Origin of the sequence: Kitasatospora sp. NPDC057904, from assembly GCF_042887925.1 — a bacterium.
GTDB lineage: Bacteria > Actinomycetota > Actinomycetes > Streptomycetales > Streptomycetaceae > Kitasatospora.
Genome location: NZ_JBHVOL010000027.1, coordinates 38,537 through 59,494, shown reverse-complemented (window position 1 = coordinate 59,494; position 20,958 = coordinate 38,537). Strand labels below are relative to the sequence as shown.

The 20,958-nt window shown below is 74.5% G+C and carries 21 protein-coding genes; 9 read left to right on the top strand and 12 right to left on the bottom strand.

All coding sequences use genetic code 11. The features are described 5' to 3' along the window. Positions 1-41 precede the first annotated feature (41 nt). Positions 42-809: an alpha/beta fold hydrolase gene (locus tag ACFVSN_RS39030; RefSeq protein ID WP_387958088.1), complete on the bottom strand. Its 768-nt coding sequence runs from the start codon at positions 807-809 to the stop codon at positions 42-44. Between the two features lie 212 nt (positions 810-1,021). Here ACFVSN_RS39030 and ACFVSN_RS39025 point away from each other — a divergent pair, with 212 nt between their 5' ends. The 3 genes from ACFVSN_RS39025 to ACFVSN_RS39015 all read left to right on the top strand — a co-directional run bounded on the left by ACFVSN_RS39025 (position 1,022) and on the right by ACFVSN_RS39015 (position 3,417). Beyond that, the gene (locus ACFVSN_RS39025) at positions 1,022-1,573 is read left to right on the top strand and encodes a PadR family transcriptional regulator (protein ID WP_387958086.1); all 552 of its coding nucleotides are present in this window, start codon (positions 1,022-1,024) and stop codon (positions 1,571-1,573) included. A gap of 65 nt (positions 1,574-1,638) precedes the next feature. Next, positions 1,639-2,364 (top strand): class I SAM-dependent methyltransferase, encoded by a 726-nt coding sequence (locus ACFVSN_RS39020; RefSeq protein ID WP_387958084.1) that lies wholly within the window; start codon positions 1,639-1,641, stop codon positions 2,362-2,364. 210 nt (positions 2,365-2,574) lie between these two features. Then, the gene (locus ACFVSN_RS39015; protein WP_387958106.1) at positions 2,575-3,417 is read left to right on the top strand and encodes an undecaprenyl-diphosphate phosphatase; all 843 of its coding nucleotides are present in this window, start codon (positions 2,575-2,577) and stop codon (positions 3,415-3,417) included. A 159-nt stretch (positions 3,418-3,576) separates the two neighbouring features. Here ACFVSN_RS39015 and ACFVSN_RS39010 read toward each other — a convergent pair whose 3' ends face one another. Continuing rightward, positions 3,577-5,082: a HEAT repeat domain-containing protein gene (locus ACFVSN_RS39010; RefSeq protein WP_387594245.1), complete on the bottom strand. Its 1,506-nt coding sequence runs from the start codon at positions 5,080-5,082 to the stop codon at positions 3,577-3,579. A gap of 291 nt (positions 5,083-5,373) precedes the next feature. On the opposite strand from ACFVSN_RS39010, the gene ACFVSN_RS39005 reads away from it, so the two are divergent. Further along, entirely contained in the window at positions 5,374-5,934 is a 561-nt protein-coding gene (locus ACFVSN_RS39005; protein WP_387958082.1) for a hypothetical protein, read from the top strand. A gap of 96 nt (positions 5,935-6,030) precedes the next feature. On the opposite strand, the gene ACFVSN_RS39000 is transcribed toward ACFVSN_RS39005, so the two are convergent. Then, a complete protein-coding gene (locus ACFVSN_RS39000; protein WP_387958080.1) occupies positions 6,031-7,512 on the bottom strand; it encodes a hypothetical protein in 1,482 nt (493 codons plus the stop codon). Positions 7,513-8,050: 538 nt separating this feature from the next. On the opposite strand from ACFVSN_RS39000, the gene ACFVSN_RS38995 reads away from it, so the two are divergent. Continuing rightward, a complete protein-coding gene (locus ACFVSN_RS38995; protein WP_387594249.1) occupies positions 8,051-9,265 on the top strand; it encodes an aminoglycoside phosphotransferase family protein in 1,215 nt (404 codons plus the stop codon). 77 nt (positions 9,266-9,342) lie between these two features. Here the strand turns inward: ACFVSN_RS38995 and ACFVSN_RS38990 are convergent, their stop codons facing one another. The 3 genes from ACFVSN_RS38990 to ACFVSN_RS38980 all read right to left on the bottom strand — a co-directional run bounded on the left by ACFVSN_RS38990 (position 9,343) and on the right by ACFVSN_RS38980 (position 12,574). After that, positions 9,343-10,551 carry an acyl-CoA dehydrogenase family protein gene (locus tag ACFVSN_RS38990; RefSeq protein WP_387594251.1) on the bottom strand — a complete coding sequence of 403 codons (1,209 nt, stop codon included), beginning with the start codon at positions 10,549-10,551 and terminating at the stop codon, positions 9,343-9,345. A gap of 366 nt (positions 10,552-10,917) precedes the next feature. Continuing rightward, on the bottom strand, positions 10,918-11,412 hold the full coding sequence (locus tag ACFVSN_RS38985; protein ID WP_329926780.1) for a hypothetical protein: 495 nt from the start codon (positions 11,410-11,412) through the stop codon (positions 10,918-10,920). Between the two features lie 907 nt (positions 11,413-12,319). Further along, positions 12,320-12,574 carry a DUF397 domain-containing protein gene (locus tag ACFVSN_RS38980; RefSeq protein WP_380448617.1) on the bottom strand — a complete coding sequence of 85 codons (255 nt, stop codon included), beginning with the start codon at positions 12,572-12,574 and terminating at the stop codon, positions 12,320-12,322. A gap of 301 nt (positions 12,575-12,875) precedes the next feature. Between ACFVSN_RS38980 and ACFVSN_RS38975 the strand changes: the two genes are divergently transcribed. Continuing rightward, a complete protein-coding gene (locus tag ACFVSN_RS38975) occupies positions 12,876-13,415 on the top strand; it encodes a PTS-dependent dihydroxyacetone kinase phosphotransferase subunit DhaM (RefSeq protein ID WP_380448602.1) in 540 nt (179 codons plus the stop codon). Positions 13,416-13,515: 100 nt separating this feature from the next. Here the strand turns inward: ACFVSN_RS38975 and ACFVSN_RS38970 are convergent, their stop codons facing one another. The 4 genes from ACFVSN_RS38970 to ACFVSN_RS38955 all read right to left on the bottom strand — a co-directional run bounded on the left by ACFVSN_RS38970 (position 13,516) and on the right by ACFVSN_RS38955 (position 15,833). Further along, positions 13,516-14,004, bottom strand: a complete 489-nt coding sequence (locus ACFVSN_RS38970) for an NUDIX domain-containing protein (protein WP_359970746.1) — start codon at positions 14,002-14,004, stop codon at positions 13,516-13,518. 10 nt (positions 14,005-14,014) lie between these two features. Next, the gene (locus ACFVSN_RS38965) at positions 14,015-14,572 is read right to left on the bottom strand and encodes a sugar transferase (protein ID WP_387958077.1); all 558 of its coding nucleotides are present in this window, start codon (positions 14,570-14,572) and stop codon (positions 14,015-14,017) included. A 347-nt stretch (positions 14,573-14,919) separates the two neighbouring features. Further along, positions 14,920-15,192: a hypothetical protein gene (locus ACFVSN_RS38960; RefSeq protein ID WP_380448608.1), complete on the bottom strand. Its 273-nt coding sequence runs from the start codon at positions 15,190-15,192 to the stop codon at positions 14,920-14,922. 98 nt (positions 15,193-15,290) lie between these two features. After that, the gene (locus ACFVSN_RS38955) at positions 15,291-15,833 is read right to left on the bottom strand and encodes a hypothetical protein (RefSeq protein ID WP_387958075.1); all 543 of its coding nucleotides are present in this window, start codon (positions 15,831-15,833) and stop codon (positions 15,291-15,293) included. Here ACFVSN_RS38955 and ACFVSN_RS38950 point away from each other — a divergent pair. Beyond that, positions 15,826-16,854 carry a polysaccharide deacetylase family protein gene (locus ACFVSN_RS38950; RefSeq protein WP_387958073.1) on the top strand — a complete coding sequence of 343 codons (1,029 nt, stop codon included), beginning with the start codon at positions 15,826-15,828 and terminating at the stop codon, positions 16,852-16,854. The two genes, ACFVSN_RS38955 and ACFVSN_RS38950, sit on opposite strands and share 8 nt — an antisense overlap. A gap of 138 nt (positions 16,855-16,992) precedes the next feature. Here ACFVSN_RS38950 and ACFVSN_RS38945 read toward each other — a convergent pair whose 3' ends face one another. Continuing rightward, positions 16,993-17,769, bottom strand: coding sequence for a glutamate racemase (locus tag ACFVSN_RS38945; protein WP_387958071.1), 777 nt, complete (start codon positions 17,767-17,769; stop codon positions 16,993-16,995). A gap of 57 nt (positions 17,770-17,826) precedes the next feature. Between ACFVSN_RS38945 and ACFVSN_RS38940 the strand changes: the two genes are divergently transcribed. Together ACFVSN_RS38940 and ACFVSN_RS38935 are read left to right on the top strand one after the other, a co-directional pair. Beyond that, the gene (locus ACFVSN_RS38940) at positions 17,827-18,978 is read left to right on the top strand and encodes a glycosyltransferase (protein ID WP_387958070.1); all 1,152 of its coding nucleotides are present in this window, start codon (positions 17,827-17,829) and stop codon (positions 18,976-18,978) included. A gap of 244 nt (positions 18,979-19,222) precedes the next feature. Then, positions 19,223-19,969 (top strand): SAM-dependent methyltransferase, encoded by a 747-nt coding sequence (locus ACFVSN_RS38935; RefSeq protein WP_387958068.1) that lies wholly within the window; start codon positions 19,223-19,225, stop codon positions 19,967-19,969. Between the two features lie 18 nt (positions 19,970-19,987). On the opposite strand, the gene ACFVSN_RS38930 is transcribed toward ACFVSN_RS38935, so the two are convergent. Then, positions 19,988-20,863 (bottom strand): alpha/beta fold hydrolase, encoded by an 876-nt coding sequence (locus ACFVSN_RS38930; protein ID WP_380445616.1) that lies wholly within the window; start codon positions 20,861-20,863, stop codon positions 19,988-19,990. Positions 20,864-20,958: the final 95 nt, after the last annotated feature.

Genomic DNA, 20,958 nt, shown 5'->3' with positions numbered 1-20,958 from the left:
CGAGCACGCCTCCACCCTAGGCCCTGCCGTCTGACCCCCGTCTACCCTGCGAGCGCCTCCGCCGCGGCCGCCGCGAAGCCGTCCGGGTTGTCGAGCATCACGTTGTGCCCGCACTCCGGCACCGCCACCACCCGGACCCCGGCCGCCCGCAGCCCCGGCGCCCCGTGGGGTTCGCCGTCGGGTGCCGGGTACAGGAAGGTGCGCGGCACGTCCAGGCCCAGCAGCATCTCCCGCATGGTCGGCACCGTCGCGCGGGCGAGGTGGACGGCACTGCGGTGGAGCGCCTCCGGGCCCGCCAGCCGCATCGTCGCCCACCAGGACGGGCCGACCCGCTCGGCGACTTCGTCCCGTCCCCCGGCCAGGAAGTCCTCCTCGGTGTAGCCGGCGAGCCCGCTGCTGCCGGGCCGCTGCGCCGCCGGGGCGATGGGGTCGAGGTTGGCGTCGACGAGGAGGAGCTTCGCGACGAGCTCGGGGTGCCGGTGGGCCAGCACGATCGCGACCGCACCGCCCATGCTGTGCCCGACGACCTCCGCTCCCGCGACGCCGGCGGCGCGCAGCGCGGCCGCGACGGCGTCGGCGTGGTCCTCCAGCGCGTACCGGAAGTCCGCGGGCCGGTCGCTGATGCCGAAGCCGAGGAGGTCGAGCAGCAGACTGCGGCGCCCGGCGAGCAGCGGGTGCACGGCGGCCGCGGCGAAGTAGACGGGCGAGCTGGCACCGAGGCCGTGCAGGTAGACGCGGGCCGGCTCGGCGCCGGGCAGCTCGACCCAGCGGATCCGGTGACCGTCGGGCGTGACGGGGGCGTGGCGCATCGAAGGCTCCTATTGCGGCGGGCGACGAGGTGGCGAGGGTCGGACGTGCGGCGAACAGATGACAGCAGACAGATAACAGATAACAGATGTTGAAATCTGTCATCTGTTCGCCGTCACCTGCCCGCCGATCGACATGGACCATACCTCGGCGCCGAGGTATCGCGCCATCGATATACCAACGCCCCGAGGGACCCTTCTGGCAGAGTGGCCCCATGCTGAAGCTCGCCATCCTCGGGTTCCTGTACGACCGCCCCCTGCACGGCTACGAGCTGCGCCGCCACCTCGCCGCGCTCACCGGCCACGTCCGCCCCATCAGCGACGGCACCCTCTACCCGGCGATCAAGCGCCTGGAGTCCGACGGCCTGCTCGTCCGCGAGACCGAGCCCGGCACCGCCGCCGCACCCCGCCACACCCTCCACCTCACCGCCGCCGGCCGCACCGCCCTGCTCGACCGGTTGCGCGAGCCCGAGCGGCTCGACATCAGCGACGAGAATCGCTGGTTCACCCTCCTCGCGTTCCTCCGCCACCTCGACCGCCCCGCCGACCAGGCCGCCGTGCTCCGCCGCCGCCTCGCCTTCCTCGCCGAACCGGCGAGCTTCTTCTACGAGGGCGAGCGCCCGGTCGGAGCCGAGGAGTTCGCCGACCCCTTCCGCCGCGGCCTGCTGCTGATCGCCCGCGCCACCACGGAGGCCGAACTCGCCTGGCTGAACGCCACGTTGGCCAACCTGACGGGCGCGGATCCGCAGCACCCGGCGGCGAATTGACCGAAACCCGTACGGGCTCCCGGGAACTCCTTCCCTCCTGCCGCACCCGTGTTCCGATGATCGGCATGAGCGACGAACTCCCCACCCCACAGGGCCCCACCGTGCGCCGCGAGGGCTACGACGGCACCGGTCCGGGCGCGATCACCCCGGACGGCTGCGCTGTCGAGCTCTGGTCCCGCCTCCCGGTGGGCGACATCCCGGACCTGATCGAGGGCGCCGTGCCGGCCGGCGTCCGCATCCTCGAACTGGGCTGCGGCGTGGGCCGGATGACCCACCCGCTGACCGACCGCGGGTTCACCGTGACGGCCGTCGACGAGTCCGCCGAGATGCTGGCCCGGGTCCGCGAGGACGTCCGGACCGTTCGCAGCCCGATCGAACACCTGCACCTCGGCGAGCGTTTCGACGTCGTCATGCTCGCTTCCTTCCTCGTGCACGCGGGCAACGTGGCCGTCCGTCAAGGGCTCCTGGAAACCTGCCGCCGCCACGTCACCGACGACGGCTGCGTACTGATGCAGCGCGAGGGCGAGGACTGGCACCGCAACGTGCCCCGCGAGAGCAGGCTGGCGGGCACGGACGGAGTCGCCCGGATGGTCTCGTCGACGCCGAACGGGGACGGCTCGAACACCGTCCTCGCCGAGTACGAGTTCCCGGACGGCCGCTGGACCCACACCTTCCGCTCCCGGCCGCTGAGCACCGAGGAGTTCGAAGGAGCCCTGGCGGAGGCCGGTCTGGCGGTGGAGCGCTACCTGACGGAGGACCGCACCTGGGTCCGGGCCCGACCCGCCGGCTGACCACGAAAGGACCCGGTGCGCAAAGCCCGATTAAAGGGTGAACAAAGAATCGTCACTTTCACCCCGTACCATCGGCCGCGCGCCGGGCCGCGCACGGCCCGAGGGCCGGGCGGGTCGCGGCGGCACGCATGCCCGCACGCCCGTTCCGACCCGCGAGGACACCCACATGCAGCAGGACCGACGGATACCCGGGGCGGGTGTCCGGTGACGATCGACTGGCTCCACGGCGCCGTGCTCGGCCTGATCCAGGGCCTCACCGAGTTCCTGCCGATCTCCTCCAGCGCCCACCTGCGGGTCTTCTCCGCCCTGCTCGGCTGGGACGACCCGGGCACGGCCTTCACCGCCGTCACCCAGCTCGGCACCGAGGCGGCGGTGCTGATCTACTTCCGCCGCGACATCGCCTCGATCATCCGGACCTGGGCGCTGTCCCTCGTCCGCCCGGCACTGCGCTCGCACCACGACGCCCGGATGGGCTGGTTCGTGATCATCGGCACCCTGCCGATCGGCATCCTGGGCAAGCTCTTCCAGGACACCATCGAGACCCACCTGCGCGACCTGCGGATCATCGGCACCACGCTGATCGTCTTCGGCCTGGTCCTGGCCTTCGCCGACCGCACCCGGGCGATCCGCCACGCCCGTCCGATCACCGACCTGACCCTCCCGCACGCCGGCGCGTACGGCCTCGCCCAGGCGCTGGCGCTGATCCCGGGCGTCTCGCGCTCCGGCGGCACGATCAGCGCGGGCCTGCTGCTCGGCTACAGCCGGGAGGCGGCGGCCCGGTACTCGTTCCTGCTGGCGATCCCGGCGGTGCTCGCCTCGGGGACGCTGGAGCTGTTCAAGATCGGCGAGGGCCCGGCCCCGGCCTGGGGGCCGACGGTCCTGGCGACCGTCATCGCCTTCGCGGTCGGCTACGCGGCGATCGCCTGGTTCCTCAAGTACATCTCGCACCACAGCTTCCTGCCGTTCGTGGTCTACCGGGTGCTGCTCGGCATCCTGATCATCGGACTGGTCGCGGGTGGCGTCCTCGCCCCGGACGCGGGCGTCGTGAAGTAGAACGGGCTTTCAACTCCGGGCCCTGAACGCCCACTCGGAAGGCAGCGGGAAGCAGCGGGGAGCAGCAAGAAGCAGAGGGAAACAGGGGAAAGCTGGGGAAAGCAGTCGGGCCGGGACACCCCGACAGGGTGCCCCGGCCCGACGCGGCCGAAAAGGTATCTAGCGCCCGAACTCCCGGGCGGCGGTCAGCCGGCCGCGGACGGCGGCGTGGACCTCGGCCTCCTCGGCCGGGTCGGCGGCGAGTCGCCGCAATCGCTCCAGCACACGCGCGTCGCCGGTGGTGGCGACGTGCCGCGCGGCGAGCTCACGGGTGGTCTCCTCGCAGTCCCACAGGCACTCGACGGCCGGGCCCTCGGGGAAGTGCACGTCGGTCGTGGCGAGCGCCCGGGCGGCGCGTCCGCGCAGTTCGGAGGAGGCGGCCTCGCCGTAGATGTGGCGCAGGACCGGGACGGCGTCGGCGGCGGCCAGCCGCCCCGCACCGTCGACCAGCGACCCGAGCCCGGCGCCGGCGACCCCGCGCACGGAGACCCAGCGGCGCAGTCCGGCGACCACGAGGGGTGCGTCGTCCGGCCCCCCGGCGTCGGCGAGCAGCTGGACGGCGGCTTCGCCGAGGGCGCTGTCGGCGCCGCCGGTGGCCGGGTCGGCCCAGCGGCGGGCGTGCGCGAGGGCCTCGGGGCCGCGCATCCGGCCGAGCAGTTCCAGGGCGGAGCGCACCATCCGGTCGTCGACGTCGGCCGCGGCGGCCTCGATCAGCTCGGCGGCGGCGGGATCCCGCTGGTCGACGAGGTAGCGCAGGGCCGCTCTGCGGGCGCCGGGCAGGCCGTCGCGGGCGGCCTCGATGAGCGCGGGCCGGTCCTCGGGACGGACGACGGCGGTCAGGCAGCGGGCGGCCGCGGCGGCGCGGCGGTCGACGGCGTCGGGCCCGGCGGTGTCACCGCGCCCCACCTGGGCGGACGGCTCCGGACGGCCGAGGAAGGCGCCGGCGCCGAGGCCGCCGAGCTCCCCCTGGTCGGCCCAGGCGAGCACGTCGGCGGTGGACCAGCCGGGGGTGACGCCGCTGCGGTTGAGCTGGCGCTGCCACACGTCGAAGGGCGACTGCTCGCTGGCCGCCGCGACCCTCGGGTGGTAGGCGGCCCACAGCCGCCAGGGCCGGGGCTCGTAGGCGTTGCGGATGAACTCGCGCAGCTCGGCGTCGCCCTCGGGGCCCGGCGGGAAGCGGTCCAGCACGGCGGTGCCGAGGAGGAGCAGGCCGCGGTCGTCGTCGCGCAGCGCGAGCTCGTCCAGGGCCCAGGCCCAGTTGGCGCCGGTGGCGGCGTACTCGCGCAGCATCAGCAGCGCGTCGCGCCGGCCGTACGCGGCGAGGTGGCCGAGGACGGACAGGGCGAGGCCCGTGCGGTTCTCGTCGTCGCTGACCAGGTCCTCCGCGGAGTGGAGGTGGTCCTCGATGCCGTCGAGGGGGGCTTCCAGCTCCATGTAGAGGCGCGCGTAGTACAGCGAGCGGCTCTCGACCTGCCAGTCGGCTCGTGGGTCCCTGGTGACACACTCCTCCAGCGCGGCGATGGCCTCGGTACGGTCGGCGGCCAGCGCGTGGAGCTGCCCGTCACCGCGGCCCCGCTGCAGGAGGCCGAGGAGGCTGGCACTAGGTGCTATCACTGGCTCGAACATGAGGTCAGCATCCGTTGCGGCGGTCGTAGTGGCAACGGGATTTCCGTCGCCGGGGTCTCTGGTGGGTACTGCGGTGGGCGCCCGGGCGCCGGAATCACCGAAGGTTACCGCCTCGGGCCCCGGTCCGCACACAGGGCGACGAACGCTTCGGCCACAGTGGCATATGCCAGAGGAATTTTGCCCACGTTCTGTCCAAAACCCCACGGAGAGGACGCGGCTGTGCGACAGTCGTTTCACCAACCGCCACGGCCCGCTCACACCGAGCGAGCGCCCCAGATCGATGGACCGGTCATGAACATGTCCTCGGCCCCGGCGCGCCCGCCGGGCACCGCCCTCGCGGACGGCACCCCGACGGGCGGCACGGGCGCGGGCGCGGCCACCACCACGGCCGCCCCGAGCGCCGGACCGGCCCCGGGCGCGGCGGAAGCGGGCACGCCGGAGTCCGGCGCGTCCGACGGCGGAACGGACGGCGGCAGAGTGGACGGCACGGCGCAGGAGCCGTCCGGCCCCACGGTCTGCTCCGCCGAATGGGACCTCCTCACCGACGGGGTCCGCTGGGACGCCGGGACCTTCCGGCTCCTCGGCTGCGACCCCGGACACGGCCCGCTCAGCCTCGACCGGCTGCCCGACCGCCTTCCGGAGGCCGACCGGCCGTTGCTGCGGCGGATGATGACCGACACCCTCGTGCACGGGCGCACCACGTGCGGCACCCTGCGAGTCCGCCGGTTCGACGGCACGCACGACAGCGTCGAGTGCGCGGGCGAGCCCGTACTCGGCCCGGACGGCACCGTCACCGCGCTGCGCATGCTTCTGCGGCCGGCCGCACGCGCCGGAGCCGGCGAGCACCGCTGACCGCGCCGCGGCGGACACACCCGCCGGTCCGGCCCCGCGTCCGCCCCACCCGCGCTTCGATCCGAACGGACGTCCCGTTCCCGGACGTCCGTCCCCTCAGGTCGCCCGCGGCCGGTTCTTCGCGTCCGCCACCCGCAGCTCCTGCCCCAGCTGGACCCGGAGCTCGTCGACCGCCGGCAGCCCGCGGTACTGCGCCGTCAGCCGGTACATCTCCCGCAGCCGGTCCCACGTGCGGTGCGAGGAGTTCTGCCCGATCAGGTTCATCACCATCTTGGCCTGGAGCTCCGCCGCGTCCGGCTCCCCGGTGATCCAGTGCACCGAGGCCAGCGTGATCCGGTCGAACAGCGCCGAGCGCAGCTGCCCGGTGCCCTCCCGCAGGGCGATCACCCGCTCCGCGTGCCGCCGCGCCTGCGGCGCCGCCGACAGGTCGTGCTCCGCGAGCGTGCGCAGCACCAGCGCCTGCATGCCGCGCAGTTCGGCCTCGTCGAACACCTGCATCCAGGACGGCGGCGGCTCCGGCGCGCCCTGGGCGAACAGGTCCTCGGCCTCGCCGAGCAGCCGGTAGGTGTCCTGCGTGTGCCCGATCGAGGCGTGCGCCCACGCCTCGACGGTGTTCAGCATCGCCTGCGTCCTCGGCAGCAGCCGGCCGCCCGCCGCCTTCGCCGCCGCCATCAGGTCGATCGCGTCGTCCGCCCGGCCCAGGTGCACCATCTGCCGGGCCGCGCGCGAGATCGCCTCGCCCGCCCGCGGCCGGTCGCCCGCCTCCTTGGCCGCCTCCGCGGCGATCATGAAGTACCGCTGGGCGGTGGGCTCCAGGCCCACGTCGTGCGACATCCAGCCGGCCAGCACCGCGAGGTTCGCCGCGACCAGCCACAGCCGCCGCTCCACGGAGGGCGGGTGCCGGTGCGTCAGCAGCCCGCCCACCTCGTTCAGCTGACCGACCACCGCCTTGCGCTGCAGCCCGCCGCCGCGCGCCGCGTCCCACGCCCGGAACACCTGCACCGAGCGCTCCAGCGCCTCCACCTCGTCGAGCCCGACCGGGCCCGCGTCGTACACGTCCACCACCGGGCGCGCGCCCGCCCCGGTGATCACCTGGCGCGGCCCGGGCGCCGAGGCCGCGTACGCGACCGCGTCCCCGCCCAGCCAGCCCTTCAGGGAGTCGGCGATGACCGCCCCGGCCGTGAGCGCGGCGCCCGCGCCCACCAATCCACGTCGGTTCAGCATGAGGTCCATTCCCGTGAACTCGGTGAGGACCGCGGCCGTTCGATCCGGCGACCATGGCTCCGCTGCGGACTGCGCCGCCCCGCTCCTGGTGGGCCGGTGTCGTTCCAGACCGAGGTCCTCAGTGGTGACGACACGTCCGAGCCGCTCCGTGAACACGGTCGCCAGCACCCGCGGCACCGGATCGCGGGGAATCTCCCCCTGCTCGATCCAGCGCCGTACCCTCGAGGTGTCGGTGGACAGCTGCTGCTGACCCAGCGCGGCGCCCCTACGGTTGACCAGCCGCGCCAGCTCGCCCTTCGACCATCCGGTCAGGACGAACAGATCGGCGAGTCGGGTGTTGGGTCCCCTGCTCACGTGAAGCCCCCAGGTTCCTCGGCTGGTTCGAGGCTAGAGGCTCCGGCAAGTGCCAGGCGAGCATTCGCCACCGTTCGCCAGGGCCCGCCAGACTACTAAGCCAGTGCGGCGCGGGTGTGTTGTAGGGGTGCGCCACCTCGCCCCCGGGGCGGGAGGCGCTCCGGACCGGCGTCGGGGCATCCCCCGACCGTGGCGAGGGGCGCGCCCGGTCCTCACCCGAGGGGGTGGCGCGGCCGGGTGGCGCGGGAGCGCCGGGCACGGCCACGGCGGCTCCGGCCGACCGCATTCCCCAGGGTGCGGACGGCCGGGACACCGCCGGACCAGGGGACCCCTCCCCGCGTCCGCGTCCGTGCCCGGCGCCCGCGCACCACCCGGCCGTCGGACACCACCCGAACACCCCTCGCAGCACCCCCCGCACCACCGCAGCACCACCCCCCGAAGCAGGGCCCCCGGCACACCAGGAAGCACGGGGCACCGGCCCTCCCCCGCCCCCGCGGGGCGCACCCGCCGACGGACAGGAAGGGACCACCCTCACCCCATGTACTCCTCAGCGACGACCCCCACGCCGAGCCCGACCCGCACCGCGCTGCGCCCCCCCACCGCGGCCGCGGGCCGTCCCGGCCCCAAGCAGGCGCCCCCGCCGAGCCGCCCGGCGGCCCCGCGCGGCGCCGAGGGCCGGTCCGCGGACGCCCGGGTTCCGGCCGGCCGCAGCGCGCTGGGTCTGCGCGGCCCCGAGGCCGCCCCCCCGGCCGGCGGCCGGGTCCCCCTCGCCCGCCAGGTCGACGGCCGCCTGCTGCGCGGCCCGCACCGGCCGGGCACCCCGATCGGCCCCGAGCGGATCGACCCCTCGGCGCTCCAGACCCCGGCGGTACGGGCCGCCCTGGCGAGCGTCGCGCGGATATGTCCCGCGTTCACCCCGCGCCAGGTGCTGCGCGAGGGCAGCCGCCACATCCTGGTGGCGGGCACCATCGGGCGGGCCCCGGTGGTCGCCAAGTGCCTCGCGCCGCAGGCCGTGCGGAGTGAGTACTTCGAGCAGCTGGTGGCCGACTTCCACCACGAGGTCGCGGTCTACCGGGCGTTCGTGCGCCACCGTCCGCCGGTGCGCCTGCCCCGGCTGGTCGCCGCCGACCACGACCGGTGCGTGCTCGTCCTGGAGCGCGTTCCCGGGCGGCCGGCCGCCCGGGAACGCCACCCCGTCAACGCGCCCACCCCGGGCGAGGTCCGGGCCCTGCTCACCGCCGTCCGGACGCTCAACCTGTGGCGCCCGCCGGGCGACGTGTTCCAGCCCCGGCTGGACTACCAGATGGAGATCGCCCGCTACCACTCGGTCGGCCAGCTGACCGACCGGGACGCCGGCGACCTGCGCGGCCTGCTGCACGGCCTCGGCCACACCCCGCTCCAGCTCTGCCACGGCGACGCCCTGCTCAGCAACATGCTGCTGGCGCCGTCCGGTCCGGTGCTGGTGGACTGGGAGCAGGCCGGCTGGTACCTGCCCGGCTACGACCTCGCGGTCCTGTGGAGCGTCCTGTCCGGCGACACCGCGGCGCGCCGTCAGATCAGCCAACTCGCCCAGAGCGGCGGCACGATGGCCAGGGACGCGTTCCTGATCAACCTGGTGCTCGTGCTGATGCGCGAGATCCGGCTCTACGACGTCCCGGGCGCGGGCGAGGAGCAGCGGATCATGATCCGCCGCCTCTACGACGACGCCGCCCTGGCCCGCCGGGCCGTCCGGGCCGCCGTGGGCACCCGCTGACCGACCGGTCCCGGGCCGCCCTGGAGCGCGGCACCCGTGCCGCTGCGGCCCCGTGACCAGGCCGGACGGCAGCCGCCCTACGGCCGGGCGCCGCGCTCCAGGGCGGCCCGGCCGGCGGACTCCAGGACGGCCTCCTCGGGTGCCAGGTGCACCCGGCTGCTGAGCACGTCCCGCAGGTAGCGCTCCAGCGGGTGACGCCGGCTCAGTCCCGGGTTGCCGGTCAGCGCGACGGCCTGCTGGACGGCGGCGGTCGCGGCCCTGGTCGCCAGCAGGTGGGCCGGTCCGGTCCGCACGACGGCCGCCCGCTCGCCCCGGTCCACCCGCGCGGCCAGCCCCTCGACCAGTTCCTCGGCGCCGATCAGCTGGGCCTCGATCTCGCCGAGCGCGCAGCGGTAGCGCGGCAGGACGCCGAGCGGCTCGGTCAGATTGGCCGGAGTCCGCTGGTTCAGGAACCGGACGAGCCAGGCCTGGGCCGCCCTCGCCACCCCGACCGCGACCGCGGAGAGGGCCAGATCGTGCCAGGCGCGGGCGAGTTCGGCCTCCGCGACGCGGTCCCCCGCCGTCCGCTCCGGCGCGTCCTGCCCGCCCTCGGCGCGGCGCGCGACCGTGAGCCCGAGCGCGAGCTCGGCGGGCACCCGGACCGCGTCCAGCACCACGTCGTGGCTGGCACTGGCCCGCAGGCCCAGCTGGTCCCAGGTGGGATCGATCTCCACGCCCTCGCTCTCGCCGCGGACCAGGAACGTACCGACCCGCGGCTCCGGTTCGTCCGTCCGCGCCGTCACCGCCATCCAGGCCAGCGCCTCGGCCCCGGTGCAGTACGTCTTGCGCCCGGTGAGCCGCCAGCCGTCCCCGTCCCGCCGGGCCACCGTCCCCGGCAGCGCCCCCGGCCGGCCGCCGGGCTCCGCGCGCAGCGTGTTGACCAGGGCGGGCCCGCGCCGGGACTCCGTCAGCAGCCTCCGGTAGCCCGCCGCCGGCCACGGCGCCCGGCGGGCCTGCTCGGCGTGCTGGAGCAGCGTGAACGCGGTCACGACGGCCACCGAGGCGTCCCCGCGGCCGAGTTGGGACAGCACCCGGACGGTGTCGGCGAGCGTGCCGCCCGGGCCGCCGTACCGCTGCGCCACGGTGAGGGTGAGCAGCCCGGCCTCGTGCACCGCCTCGATGCCCTGGTAGGGGAAGGTCGCGTCCCGGTCGTGCTCCTCGGCGCGGGCGGCGAGCAGGTCGACCACCCGGGGCAGCCCCGCGAGGGCGGCGGCGACGGGCGACGGGTCGGCGGCGGTCGTGGTCATGGTGCGGGTGCCTCCGGACGGCAGCAGGGGCTCGGCAACTGCGGGCGGCCCGCCGGGCGGGCTCGCACCGTCGGTCGGCGGCGCGCAGGTCCGGACCCGGTTCGGCACGGGGTCCGACCCCGGATCGGTTCCGGCCGCTCGGCCGGACGCGCTTCCGCCGTTCAGTGGCCCGGACACGCCGCGCTGGCGGTGCGCCGCAGGTCCAGATAGCTGCGGCGGGTCAGCAGCGGGAGACGGCACGACATGTCCGCGACTGTACGAACCGGTGATCGAAACCGTCAAGCAGCGGCCCGGGGACCGGACGGCGGACGGCCGCCGGACGAGCACCGGGTGGACGGCGGACGAACGAGGGGCGGACGGCGGTTTTCAGCCCTGCTGGAACATGTCCGCGGGGAGCGGCTTCAGGAGCTGATACAGGTCGTCCGAAATCGGTCGGTCCCAGGACGCGATCGTGACCTGGACGCCGTCGCTGCGGCCGAACTGGGCGCAGAACACGCGCTCCTCGCTGACCTTGACCTTCTTCACGATCAGCAGGTCGTCCCCGAGCATGACCGGGAAGTCCTCGGCCGAGACGAAGTCGACCGGCTCGTCGTTCTCCAGGGCCGCGAGCAGCTGGCGCACCTCGAAGGGGACGTCGTCACCGGTCTCCCGGGCCGGCGAGCCCTCGGGGAGGTTGCCGATGAACATCGCCGGGCCTCTGCCGCCGAACAGGTCGTAGCGCAGGAAAATCCCCTGGCAGGAGCCGTCCGGGCCGGTCATCATGGCCGCACCGAAGTCGCCGGGCCAGTCGCCCGGGTCCATCGCGAGCACGTCGAAGTCCGGGCCGGCGGGCTGTCCGGAGCGACGGCGGAGAAAAGACATGGGAACATCGTACGTGTCCGGCACACCACGCTCGCGGGGTGGGTGGGGCACCGGCGGGAGATCCACGCTCAGAGACCAATGTTGACTCTGAGCAACCGTCCGGGCTACGTTCGGTTCAGCACGACAGCCGTTCTGGGTTTCACCCTCCGGGGGGACGGCATGTCGCATACGCGGCCCTACACGCGTATCCCTCACTGTGCACATCGTCGTGCCGATCCGCCGAGCACCCAGCTTCGTCGTCGCACACAGCACAGCCACAAGCCAACAGTTCCGTGCAGTTCCTGCAGTTCCGTGCAGTTCACGCAACAAGAGACCAGATCCGCGGGGCCCCGGCCCGTCGCTCCCGTGGATCTGCTCGGGACGCCGCCGCGTGGGGGCGTGCGGGTCCCGAGCACATGGTGCCGCGGTCCGAGTCGCTCTCGGATTCGGCGCCGACCTCCCGGCGACTGCCGGCCCCTCGTGGGCCGGGACCGGCCGACGCACCCCGGTGCGCAGGGGACTACTGGGAGGATGGCCCGGCAACGCTGCCGGGCCGCACAGCAGGCGCCGTGTCTGGCCGCGTGGGGGCGGTGGGCACGGCGTCTGCCTGTGCTCATACTCTGAGCTGCGTTTGTCTAACAGTCAACAGAAATTCTGACGAGGCACGCTCAATAGATCATCTGTTGTGATGATCGTTACCCGAAACCGGCCGTGAGCCGACTGCGAGTCGGCCCTGCGGCGACCCTCCGACGACCCGTCAGCGGCCTTTCCGTGCCGTCAGCGGCCCTTCCGTATCGGATCCGCGGCGGCCCGTGGCGAACCCCCGTGCCGCTCCTCGGAGGGACTCCTGGAACGCCCGTGGGGCGAACCCCGTCCCCGGGGCCGCCCCACGACCGCACTCCTCGCCCTCCCGGGCCCGTGCGACGACTCAGGTGAGGTCGAACTCGCCGTCCCGCGCGCCGAGCACGAAGGCCCGCCACTCGCCCGGCGTGAACACCAGCACCGGCCCGTCCTCCTGACGGCCGTCCCGCATCCCGATATACCCGTCCACGAACGCGATCTGGACGTCCCCGACCCCCTGGCTGCTGCACAGCCACGTCGCGCCGGTGAAGTCCACCCTGGGCTTCCCGCTGGGCGCGAGCTCGGGCCCCGCCCCGGCTCCCCGGGCGCCGGCCGTCTCCACGTCAGTCCCGCTGTTCGATGCCACTGCTCGGTCTCCTCCCGACGGCTTTCCCGGCCAGCCTAGCCACACCCGCCCGCCCCGGTCAGCGGGTTGACGAGGTCTCCACCCGGCCGGGCACCGGCGGCGCCCGGCGGGCGGCGGGCGGGCGGCGGGCGGGCGGCGGGCGTGTCCGCCCGGCGGGGCCGCGGGCAGCTGCCAGAGTGAGGAGGACCTCGACCCGACGTCCGGTCCGCGGCCCGGCGCCCCGCCCGGCACACCGCCCGGACCGGTCCCGACCCGAGACCCCCGCAGGGAGCAGCCGATGAACCGCCGGGACGGCGCCCGCGCCGATGTCATCCCCATCTCGGACGCCCCCTCGGCCCACCCCCCGGCGCCCCGCACGCCGCCCTCCGGCGCCCCGCTGCCCCGGCCGACCCGCGGCCGGCCGCCCGCGCACGGCCGGGTCGGCATCGTCCTGGTGTCCCACAGCCAGGAACTGGCCACCGCCGTCCGCACCCTGGCGCTCGCGCTGACCGGATCCGACTCCCCCGCCCCGGTCGCCGCCACCGGTGGCGACCCGGCCGCCGGACCCGGCATCAGCGCCGTCCTGGTGGCCGCCGCCACCCGCCGGGTCGACCAGGGCCACGGCGTCGTCGTGCTGGCCGACCTGGGCAGCGCGGTCACGACCGTACGGGCCCTGCTCACCGAGGCCGACGAGCACGGCCTGCCGTTCCCGGTCCGCTTCGCCGACGCCCCCTTCGTCGAGGGCACGGTCGCCGCCGTCGCCACCGCGACCGCGGGCGGCGACCTCGCCGCGGTCCTGGACGCGGCCGAGGAGGCCTACCGCCAGCACAAGGGCTGAGGTTTTGGCGCAAACCGATCGGTGGGCGAACCGGCCGGCCGGTCACCCGGGACTCGTCGGGTGATCATCGCCCGGGTGACCGGTCCGGCGCCCGGCACCGTCAGGGGCGCTCCTTGCCCTCCCACGAGAACACCGCCGGCCCCTCGCACTCCAGCGCGTGCCGCAGCCGCTCGTGTTCGAGGTCGATCATCGGCGGCAGCGCGTCCAGCGCGAACCAGCCGACCTCCAGCGACTCGTCGTCGTTCACCCGCGCCTCGCCGCCGATCGCCCGGCAGCGGAAGGTCAGCACCAGGTACTGCGTCACGTCGCCGTTCGGGTACGTCACCGGCTCCGTGACGGAGACCGAGGCGAGCAGCTCGGGCACCGCCACCACGCCCGTCTCCTCCAGCACCTCGCGCACCACGCCGTCGGCCGGCTGCTCCCCGGGGTCGAGGATGCCGCCCACCACCGCCCACCGCCCGTCGTCGGACCGCCTGGCGAGCAGCACCCGGTCGCGGTCGTCCAGCACGACGCCCGCGACGGCGCTCAGCCAGAGCGGGCGGTTGCCCACCACGGAACGGAGCTCGGCGAGAAACTGAGGAATGGCCATGAACCGCAGCCTACCCAGGCCGACCGGTTCGGCGGCCGGGCCGTACGCGGTCGCCCACCGCGCCGTCGTCCGGGCACAGCAACGCCTTGACCGTCAGACCGAGGATCCGCAGGTCGAGCCCGAACGAGCGGTGCTCGACGTACCAGAGGTCCAGCTCCGCCCACTGCGGGCGGCTCAGCCCGGCGGACGGCCCACGGGCCTGGAGCTGCGCCCAGCCGGTGAGGCCGGGCCGCACGGCCAGCCGGGCGCGCTCGCGGCGGTCGTAGTGGACCACCTGCGCCGGGTGATCGGGCCGGGGCCCGATCACCCCCATCTCGCCGCGGGCGACGTTCCACAGCCGGGGCAGTTCGTCCAGGCCCGTGCGGCGCAGCAGTTCCCCGATCCGTCCGCGCCGGTCGGTCCGGAAGCGCAGGACGTGGAACACGCGGCCGTGCCGGCCCGCCCTGGGCAGGCGCAGGAGCACCGGCCCGTCGGCCGCCCAGCGCAGCAGCACGGCGATCGCCAGCGCCAGCGGCACCGCGACGATCCCGGCCAGGGCCGCGACCGCGAGGTCGCCGCCGCGCTTCATGATCCCGGCGCATGTCTGGCGGGTTCCGACCCACCGGTCCCGGCGCTGCCGCTCATCGCAACCCCTCCAAGAGAACGCATTCACGGTAAGGGGAGGTTTGAAGGCGTCGCCCGGGAATGGTGGAAGAAGTGGGGAACGCTTTACCGAACCAGCCGAAATCCGGCCGCTTCGGCTGCTTTTGTCGAGTTCGCCGAGTTCGCCGACTTCACCGTGCGTACGCACTTCCGCGAGTTCGGTGCGTCTCGCGGTGTTCGGTTCCGGTGTTCACCCACCGTGTTCGGGGGCGGCGCTCAGACCGGTATCAGCACGGTATCGGGCCGCCGTCCGGCCGCTATCGGGACCGGTATTCAGAGTGCGGCGCCGCGGCGGTCGCGCAGCAGGCCGAACGCGATCCGCCCGAGCAGCAGGACCCCGGCCGCCAGGCAGCCGGCCACGGCCATCGCCCACGCGGGCCCGCCGCTGTCCGGCACGATCACCGCGACGACGATCCCCAGCGCCAGGCAGGCCAGACCCACCACGGCCAGCGGAATCTGGTGGGTCACCAGGGCACCGCCGCTCCATGCGCGCGCCATCCGGGTCGCGCCGTGCAGGTGGAAGGGATCACGGTCCGCATCTGCCATGAGCCCAAGGTACCCCGGCCGGACGCCGGAAGCAGCCCGCGGGCGGTGATGCCCCCGGCACTCAGCGCAACCCTTCACACCTGCCGTGAGCATGCAATTCACCTCCACATTCGGTCCACGAAAAATCCTCGTCCACCCAGCACAACCATCCGCCGGGGGTGGGGGTCTCCCACTACATTGAGCGATCCAGGAGCCGTCCGCGGTGCGGGTGTTCGTCCCCCCGCCGAGGACCGGAATACCCAGGGGGCGGAGCCGCCGCCCACTGGAGTCGGAGGCCGGGCTCCGTCTTCCGACGGTACCGCCACGCCGCTCGGCGACCGAGGGGGAACCGTGCCGCATTCCCAGCCCACCACGTCGATGTCCGCCATGCCGATGTCCGTCGTGCCGATGTCCGTATCACCGTTGTCCGTTTCATCCGTGTCGTCCGCCTCGTCCATGTCGTCCGTGTCGTCCGTGTCGTCCGCCTCGTCCATCTCGTCGGTCTCGTCGGTCTCGTCGAGGTCCGCTTCGCCGCTTTCCTTCTCGTCCGGGTCCGTCTCGCCCAGGTCCGTCTCGACCGGGTCCGTCTCGACCGGGTCCGTGCCGGTGAGGTCCGGGCCGTCCAGGTCCGGGTCGTCCAGGTCCGGGTCGTCGATGTCCACCGCGGCGTTCACCACCGCCCCCGGCGTGCGCGCGCTGGCGCCGTTCGCCGGCTGCCTGGGCGAGCCGCACGGGGGGTGGACGGCGGGCGCGACCGCCGGGACCCGGCGCCGCAACGAGCCCGTCGACTGGCTGCGGTTCGCCCCCGTCCAGCCGGTCTTCCGGGCCCGCGCCGCCCAGCGGCTCGCCGTCCTCGCCTACCACGGCGTCACCGACCCCGGCTCGTTCGGCGCCCAGCTCGACCGGCTGCGAAGACTCGCCACCCCCGTCTCCCTCGCCGCCGTCCTGCAGGCCGTCACCGAGCAGCGGCCGCTGCCGCCGCGCAGCGTGCTGGTGACCTTCGACGACGCCGACCGCAGCGTGCTCACCCACGCGCTGCCGGCCCTCGATGCCCGCGGCATCCCGGCCGCCGCGTTCGTCATCTCCGAGCTCATCGGCACCGAGCGGCCGTTCTGGTGGCACGAGGCCGACTTCCTCGCCCGGCACGGCGGCCGGGCCCGCTCACTCGATTCCGGCCACCCCGCGCAGCTGCTCCCCCGGCTCAAGGCCATGCCGGACCCCGACCGCCGGCGCAGCCTGCACGAACTGCGGGTCAGCGCCGACCGCCGACCGCCGAGCCAGGAGCAGCTCACCCCCGCCGACCTGCGGGACCTGCGGGACGGCGGCATCGCGATCGGCAACCACACCCAGGGGCACCCGTGCTTCGGGCGCTGCGACGACGACACCGTCCGCGCCGAGATCGCGGGCGCCCACGATGCCCTCACGCAGTGGCTCGGCGAGCCCCCCATCGCCTTCGCCTACCCCGACGGCGGCCACGACCCCCGCGCCGAGACCGTCCTGCAGGAACTCGGCTACCGCCTGGGCTTCCTCTCCGACCACCGCCTCGGGCCGCGGATCCCCTCCCACCCGCTCCAGATCAGCCGGCTCCAGGTCGACTCCACGACCAGCACCCGCCGGTTCGACACGATCCTGTCCGGCCTGGAGCCCGCCTACCGCCGCTGGCGCCGCCGGCCGGTCGGATAGGGGGCGGACTCCTCTTCCTCGCGTACGGGGCCGGGAAAAGACCGGGACGCCGATGGGCGCCGCGTGGAAAGTCGACCCGATCGACTTCCCGCGCGGCGCCCATCGGCGTCCCGGGCCCTGGCGGGCCCGCGTGCGGAGCTACACCGCGAGGGTCGGGGCCACCAGCGCGCGCGACTCGGCGTAGAGGGCGGCGGTCGGCGGGAGGACGGTGGGGACGCCCGCGTGGAGGACCGTCGTCGTGCCCGTCCCGATGCGGCTCGGGTCCGCGACACGGCGCAGCGCCTGGGCCGCGACCGCGTCGGCGGAGCCGTAGAAGGTGAAGCCCGGGGCCACCGTGGCGGCGACGGCCGCGCGGATGCGGTCCTCGACCAGCTCGTAGTGGGTGCAGCCGAGGACGATCGCCGACGTGCCGGCGGGCGTCCGGGCGGCGGCGTCCGCGATCGCCGCGGTGATCGCGTCGTCGTCGCCGTGCTCGACCGCGTCCGCCAGCCCCGGGCAGGCGACCTCCGTCACGTCCGCCGTGCCCCCGAAGTCGCGGATCAGGCCGCGCTGGTAGGCGCTGCCCGTGGTGGCCGGAGTCGCCCAGATGGCGACCGGCCCGCCGAGCGCCGCCGCGGGCTTGATGGCCGGGACGGTGCCGATGACGGGCAGCTCCGGTTCGAGCTCGGCCCGCAGGGTGGCGAGCGCGTGGACGGAGGCGGTGTTGCAGGCGATCACGAGCGCGTCCGGCCCGAGCGCAGCCGCGGCCCGGGCGCAGCCGAGCGCGAGCTCGGTGATCTCTTCGGGCGTGTGCGGGCCCCACGGCATCGACGCGGGGTTCGACGACAGCACGAGGTCGACGTCCGGGCGCAGCTTCCGCAACGCGGCGGCGGCGGCCAGCAGGCCGATTCCGGAGTCCATCAGTGCGATCTTCACGGGACGAGACTTTAGTCGATCCCCCCTTCCGGGCCCGTTCTGCGGCAGACTGCCGGAGTGACCGTCCTGCTGTGGATCGCCGCGTCCTCCCTGCTGGTCTGGCTCTGGCTGGCGTGCTGCCACGGGTCCTTCTGGCGCACCGACGTGCGGCTCCCGCCGCGCCGGCCCCCGGCGCGCTGGCCGCAGGCGGCCGTCGTGGTGCCGGCCCGGGACGAGGCGCGGGTGCTGCCGGTCAGCCTGCCGACGCTGCTGGCGCAGAAGTACCCGGGGCGCGCGCGGGTGATCCTGGTGGACGACCACAGCTCCGACGGCACCGGCGCCCTCGCCGCGGAGCTGCGGACGATGGACGGCCTGGAACTGACCGTCACCACCCCTCCCCCGCTGCCGCCCGGCTGGACGGGCAAGCTGTGGGCGCTGCGGCACGGCGTCGAACTGGCCGGCCCGGACGTGGAGTACCTCCTCCTGACGGACGCGGACATCGCGCACGGCCCGGACTCGCTCGCCGAGCTGGTGGCCGCGGCCGAGAGCAACGGGCTGGACCTCGTGTCCCAGATGGCCCGGCTGCGGGTCCAGACCGGCTGGGAACGGCTCATCGTGCCCGCGTTCGTGTACTTCTTCGCACAGCTGTACCCGTTCCGCCGGAGCAACCGCCCCGGCGGACGGACGGCGGCCGCGGCGGGCGGCTGCTCGCTGGTGCGGCGGGAGGCACTGGAACGGGCGGGCGGCGTGGCCGCGATCCGGGGCGCGGTGATCGACGACGTGTCGCTGGCCCGCGCGGTGAAGGCGACGGGCGGGCGGACCTGGCTCGGCCTCGCCGGGGAGGTCGACAGCGTCCGGCCGTACCCACGACTGGAGCAGCTGTGGCGGATGGTCTCGCGCAGCGCGTACGCCCAGCTGCGGCACTCGCCGCTGCTCCTGCTCGGGACGGTGCTCGGGCTGGCGCTGGTGTACCTGGTCCCGCCGGTGGCGACGGTGACCGGCCTGCTCGCGGGGGCTCCGGCGGTCGCCGTGGCGGGCGGGGCGGCGTGGGCGCTGATGGCCGGCACGTACCTGCCGATGGTCCGGTACTACGGGCAGCCGGCTCCGGCCGTGCTGCTGCTCCCGTTCACGGCGGCGATGTACCTGCTGATGACGGTGGACTCGGCCGTCCAGCACTGGCGCGGGCGGGGAGCGGCCTGGAAGGGCCGGACATACTCGCAGCAGGTCTGACACCCGGGCTCCGGGTTGGCGGGTGTCCGGGTGTCCGGGTGGCGGGTTGGCGGGTGTCCGGGTTGGCGGGTGTCCGGCTCTGGGACCGGCGCGGGCTGACGTGGTTCGGCGCGGGAGCCGGGGCAGGAATCCGGGGTGGGGATCCGGGGTGGGGATCCGGGGCGGGATTCCGAGGCGGGGATCCGGCTGGGATTCCGCGCGTGATTCCGCGCGCGACCGACTGTCGCGGATCCATACTGCTCGAATGGACCGTCAACGGCTCTCCCGTCTCGCCCATGCCCGCCACCCGGTCGCCGCGCCGCTCGCGGACGAGTCGGTGGCCCGACTGCTGGAGCGCGCCACCGGGCACGCCGAGGCCGGCCGGATGCTGGACCTCGGCTGCGGGGAGGGCGCCTGGCTGGTCCGAGCGCTGGCCGCGCGCCCGCGGTGGCGGGCGGTCGGGGTCGACCTCGACGCGGACGCGCTGACCCGGGCCCGGGAGACGGCGACCGCGCTGGGCGTGGTGCGACGGATCGGCCTCCACCACGTCGACGCACGGGAGTTCGACTCGGCGGAACCGTTCGACCTGGTCCTGAACGTCGGTGCGACGCACGCTTTCGGCGGGCTGCTGCCGACGTTGGCCGCTGTCCGCGATCAACTCGCGCCGGGCGGGCGGGTACTGGTCGGCGAGGCGTTCTGGGAGCGCGAGCCGTCCCGGGCCGCGCTGGAAGGGCTGGGCGCGGACCGGGACGACTACGCGGACCTGGCGACCACCACCGACCGCCTGATCGCCGAGGGCTGGACACCGGTGGACGGGCACGTCAGCAGCCAACAGGAGTGGGACGCCTACGAGTTCTCGTGGACGGGCACGCTCGCCGAGTGGGCGCTCGACCACCCGGACGACCCCGGCGCGGCCTCCGCCCGCGAGGCCGCCGACCGGCACCGCGCCGCATGGCTGCACGGCTACCGGGGCGTGCTCGGGTTCGTCACCTACCTGCTGCGGCGTGACTGAACCCTCCTACCACGCAGGTCACTTCTGGGTGCGCGCGAGGAAGTCGTCGATCAGCGGGGCGATTTCGGGCAGCTTCTCCTCCAGCGCGAAGTGCCCGGTGTCGAGGACGTGCAGCTCGGCGCCGGGGAGATCGCGCAGGTAGGCGCGGGCGCCGGCCTCCGTGAAGAACAGGTCGTTGCGGCCCCAGACGATCAGCGCCGGCGGCTGGTCGGCGCGCAGCCACTCCTGCCAGACCGGGTAGAGCTCGACGTTGGAGTGGTAGTCCAGGGCGAGTTCGACCTGGATGTCCTTGCGGCCGGGCCGGTCGAGGAAGTGCTGGTCGAGCGTCCAACCGTCGGGGGCGACGAGGGTCGGGTCGCCGGTGCCGCCCTCGTACTGGCCGCGGGTGATCTCCAGGGTGAGGATCGCGCGGGCCCGTTCGCCGGCACCCTCGACGCCGTGCCGGTTGGCGATGAACTCCCGCGCCTGGTCGGAGAGTCCCTCCTCGTAGGCGTTGCCGTTCTGGACCACCAGACCGGTGATCCACTCGGGCCGGCGGGTGGCCAGGCGGAACCCGACGGGGGCGCCGAAGTCGAAGACGTACAGCGCGAAGCGGTCGAGGCCGAGCGCGAGGCAGAACCGCTCGACGACGTCGGCGAGGGTGTCGAAGCGGTAGTGGAAGGCGTCCGGCGCGGGGCTGTCACTGTGGCCGAAGCCGGGGTAGTCGGGGGCTATCAGGCGGTAGCGGGTGCCGAGCGCGTCGAACAGACGGGCGTACTGGTGCGACGCGGACGGGAAGCCGTGCAGCAGGAGGAGAACGGGGGCGTCGGCCGGGCCGGTCTCGCGGTAGAAGACGCGCAGGCCGTCGAGATCGACGTGGCGGTGGTGGACGTGCGGGATCGTCAGCTCGCTCATGCTAACCATTAAACAGCATTGAGATGGTTAGTTGGCAAGGATGAGCTCACTGATTCCATGTCACTGACTCCACGTCACCGGCCCGACCGGGCCCG

Excerpts from the sequence above, each read along its gene's own strand:
- ACFVSN_RS39030 (WP_387958088.1), bottom strand. The coding sequence starts at position 809 with ATGCGCCACGCCCCCGTCACGCCCGACGGTCACCGGATCCGCTGGGTC.
- ACFVSN_RS39025 (WP_387958086.1), top strand. The coding sequence starts at position 1,022 with ATGCTGAAGCTCGCCATCCTCGGGTTCCTGTACGACCGCCCCCTGCAC.
- ACFVSN_RS39020 (WP_387958084.1), top strand. The coding sequence starts at position 1,639 with ATGAGCGACGAACTCCCCACCCCACAGGGCCCCACCGTGCGCCGCGAG.
- ACFVSN_RS39010 (WP_387594245.1), bottom strand. The coding sequence starts at position 5,082 with ATGTTCGAGCCAGTGATAGCACCTAGTGCCAGCCTCCTCGGCCTCCTG.
- ACFVSN_RS39005 (WP_387958082.1), top strand. The coding sequence starts at position 5,374 with ATGAACATGTCCTCGGCCCCGGCGCGCCCGCCGGGCACCGCCCTCGCG.
- ACFVSN_RS38995 (WP_387594249.1), top strand. The coding sequence starts at position 8,051 with ATGTACTCCTCAGCGACGACCCCCACGCCGAGCCCGACCCGCACCGCG.
- ACFVSN_RS38990 (WP_387594251.1), bottom strand. The coding sequence starts at position 10,551 with ATGACCACGACCGCCGCCGACCCGTCGCCCGTCGCCGCCGCCCTCGCG.
- ACFVSN_RS38985 (WP_329926780.1), bottom strand. The coding sequence starts at position 11,412 with ATGTCTTTTCTCCGCCGTCGCTCCGGACAGCCCGCCGGCCCGGACTTC.
- ACFVSN_RS38975 (WP_380448602.1), top strand. The coding sequence starts at position 12,876 with ATGAACCGCCGGGACGGCGCCCGCGCCGATGTCATCCCCATCTCGGAC.
- ACFVSN_RS38970 (WP_359970746.1), bottom strand. The coding sequence starts at position 14,004 with ATGGCCATTCCTCAGTTTCTCGCCGAGCTCCGTTCCGTGGTGGGCAAC.
- ACFVSN_RS38965 (WP_387958077.1), bottom strand. The coding sequence starts at position 14,572 with ATGAAGCGCGGCGGCGACCTCGCGGTCGCGGCCCTGGCCGGGATCGTC.
- ACFVSN_RS38960 (WP_380448608.1), bottom strand. The coding sequence starts at position 15,192 with ATGGCAGATGCGGACCGTGATCCCTTCCACCTGCACGGCGCGACCCGG.
- ACFVSN_RS38950 (WP_387958073.1), top strand. The coding sequence starts at position 15,826 with ATGTCCACCGCGGCGTTCACCACCGCCCCCGGCGTGCGCGCGCTGGCG.
- ACFVSN_RS38935 (WP_387958068.1), top strand. The coding sequence starts at position 19,223 with ATGGACCGTCAACGGCTCTCCCGTCTCGCCCATGCCCGCCACCCGGTC.
- ACFVSN_RS38930 (WP_380445616.1), bottom strand. The coding sequence starts at position 20,863 with ATGAGCGAGCTGACGATCCCGCACGTCCACCACCGCCACGTCGATCTC.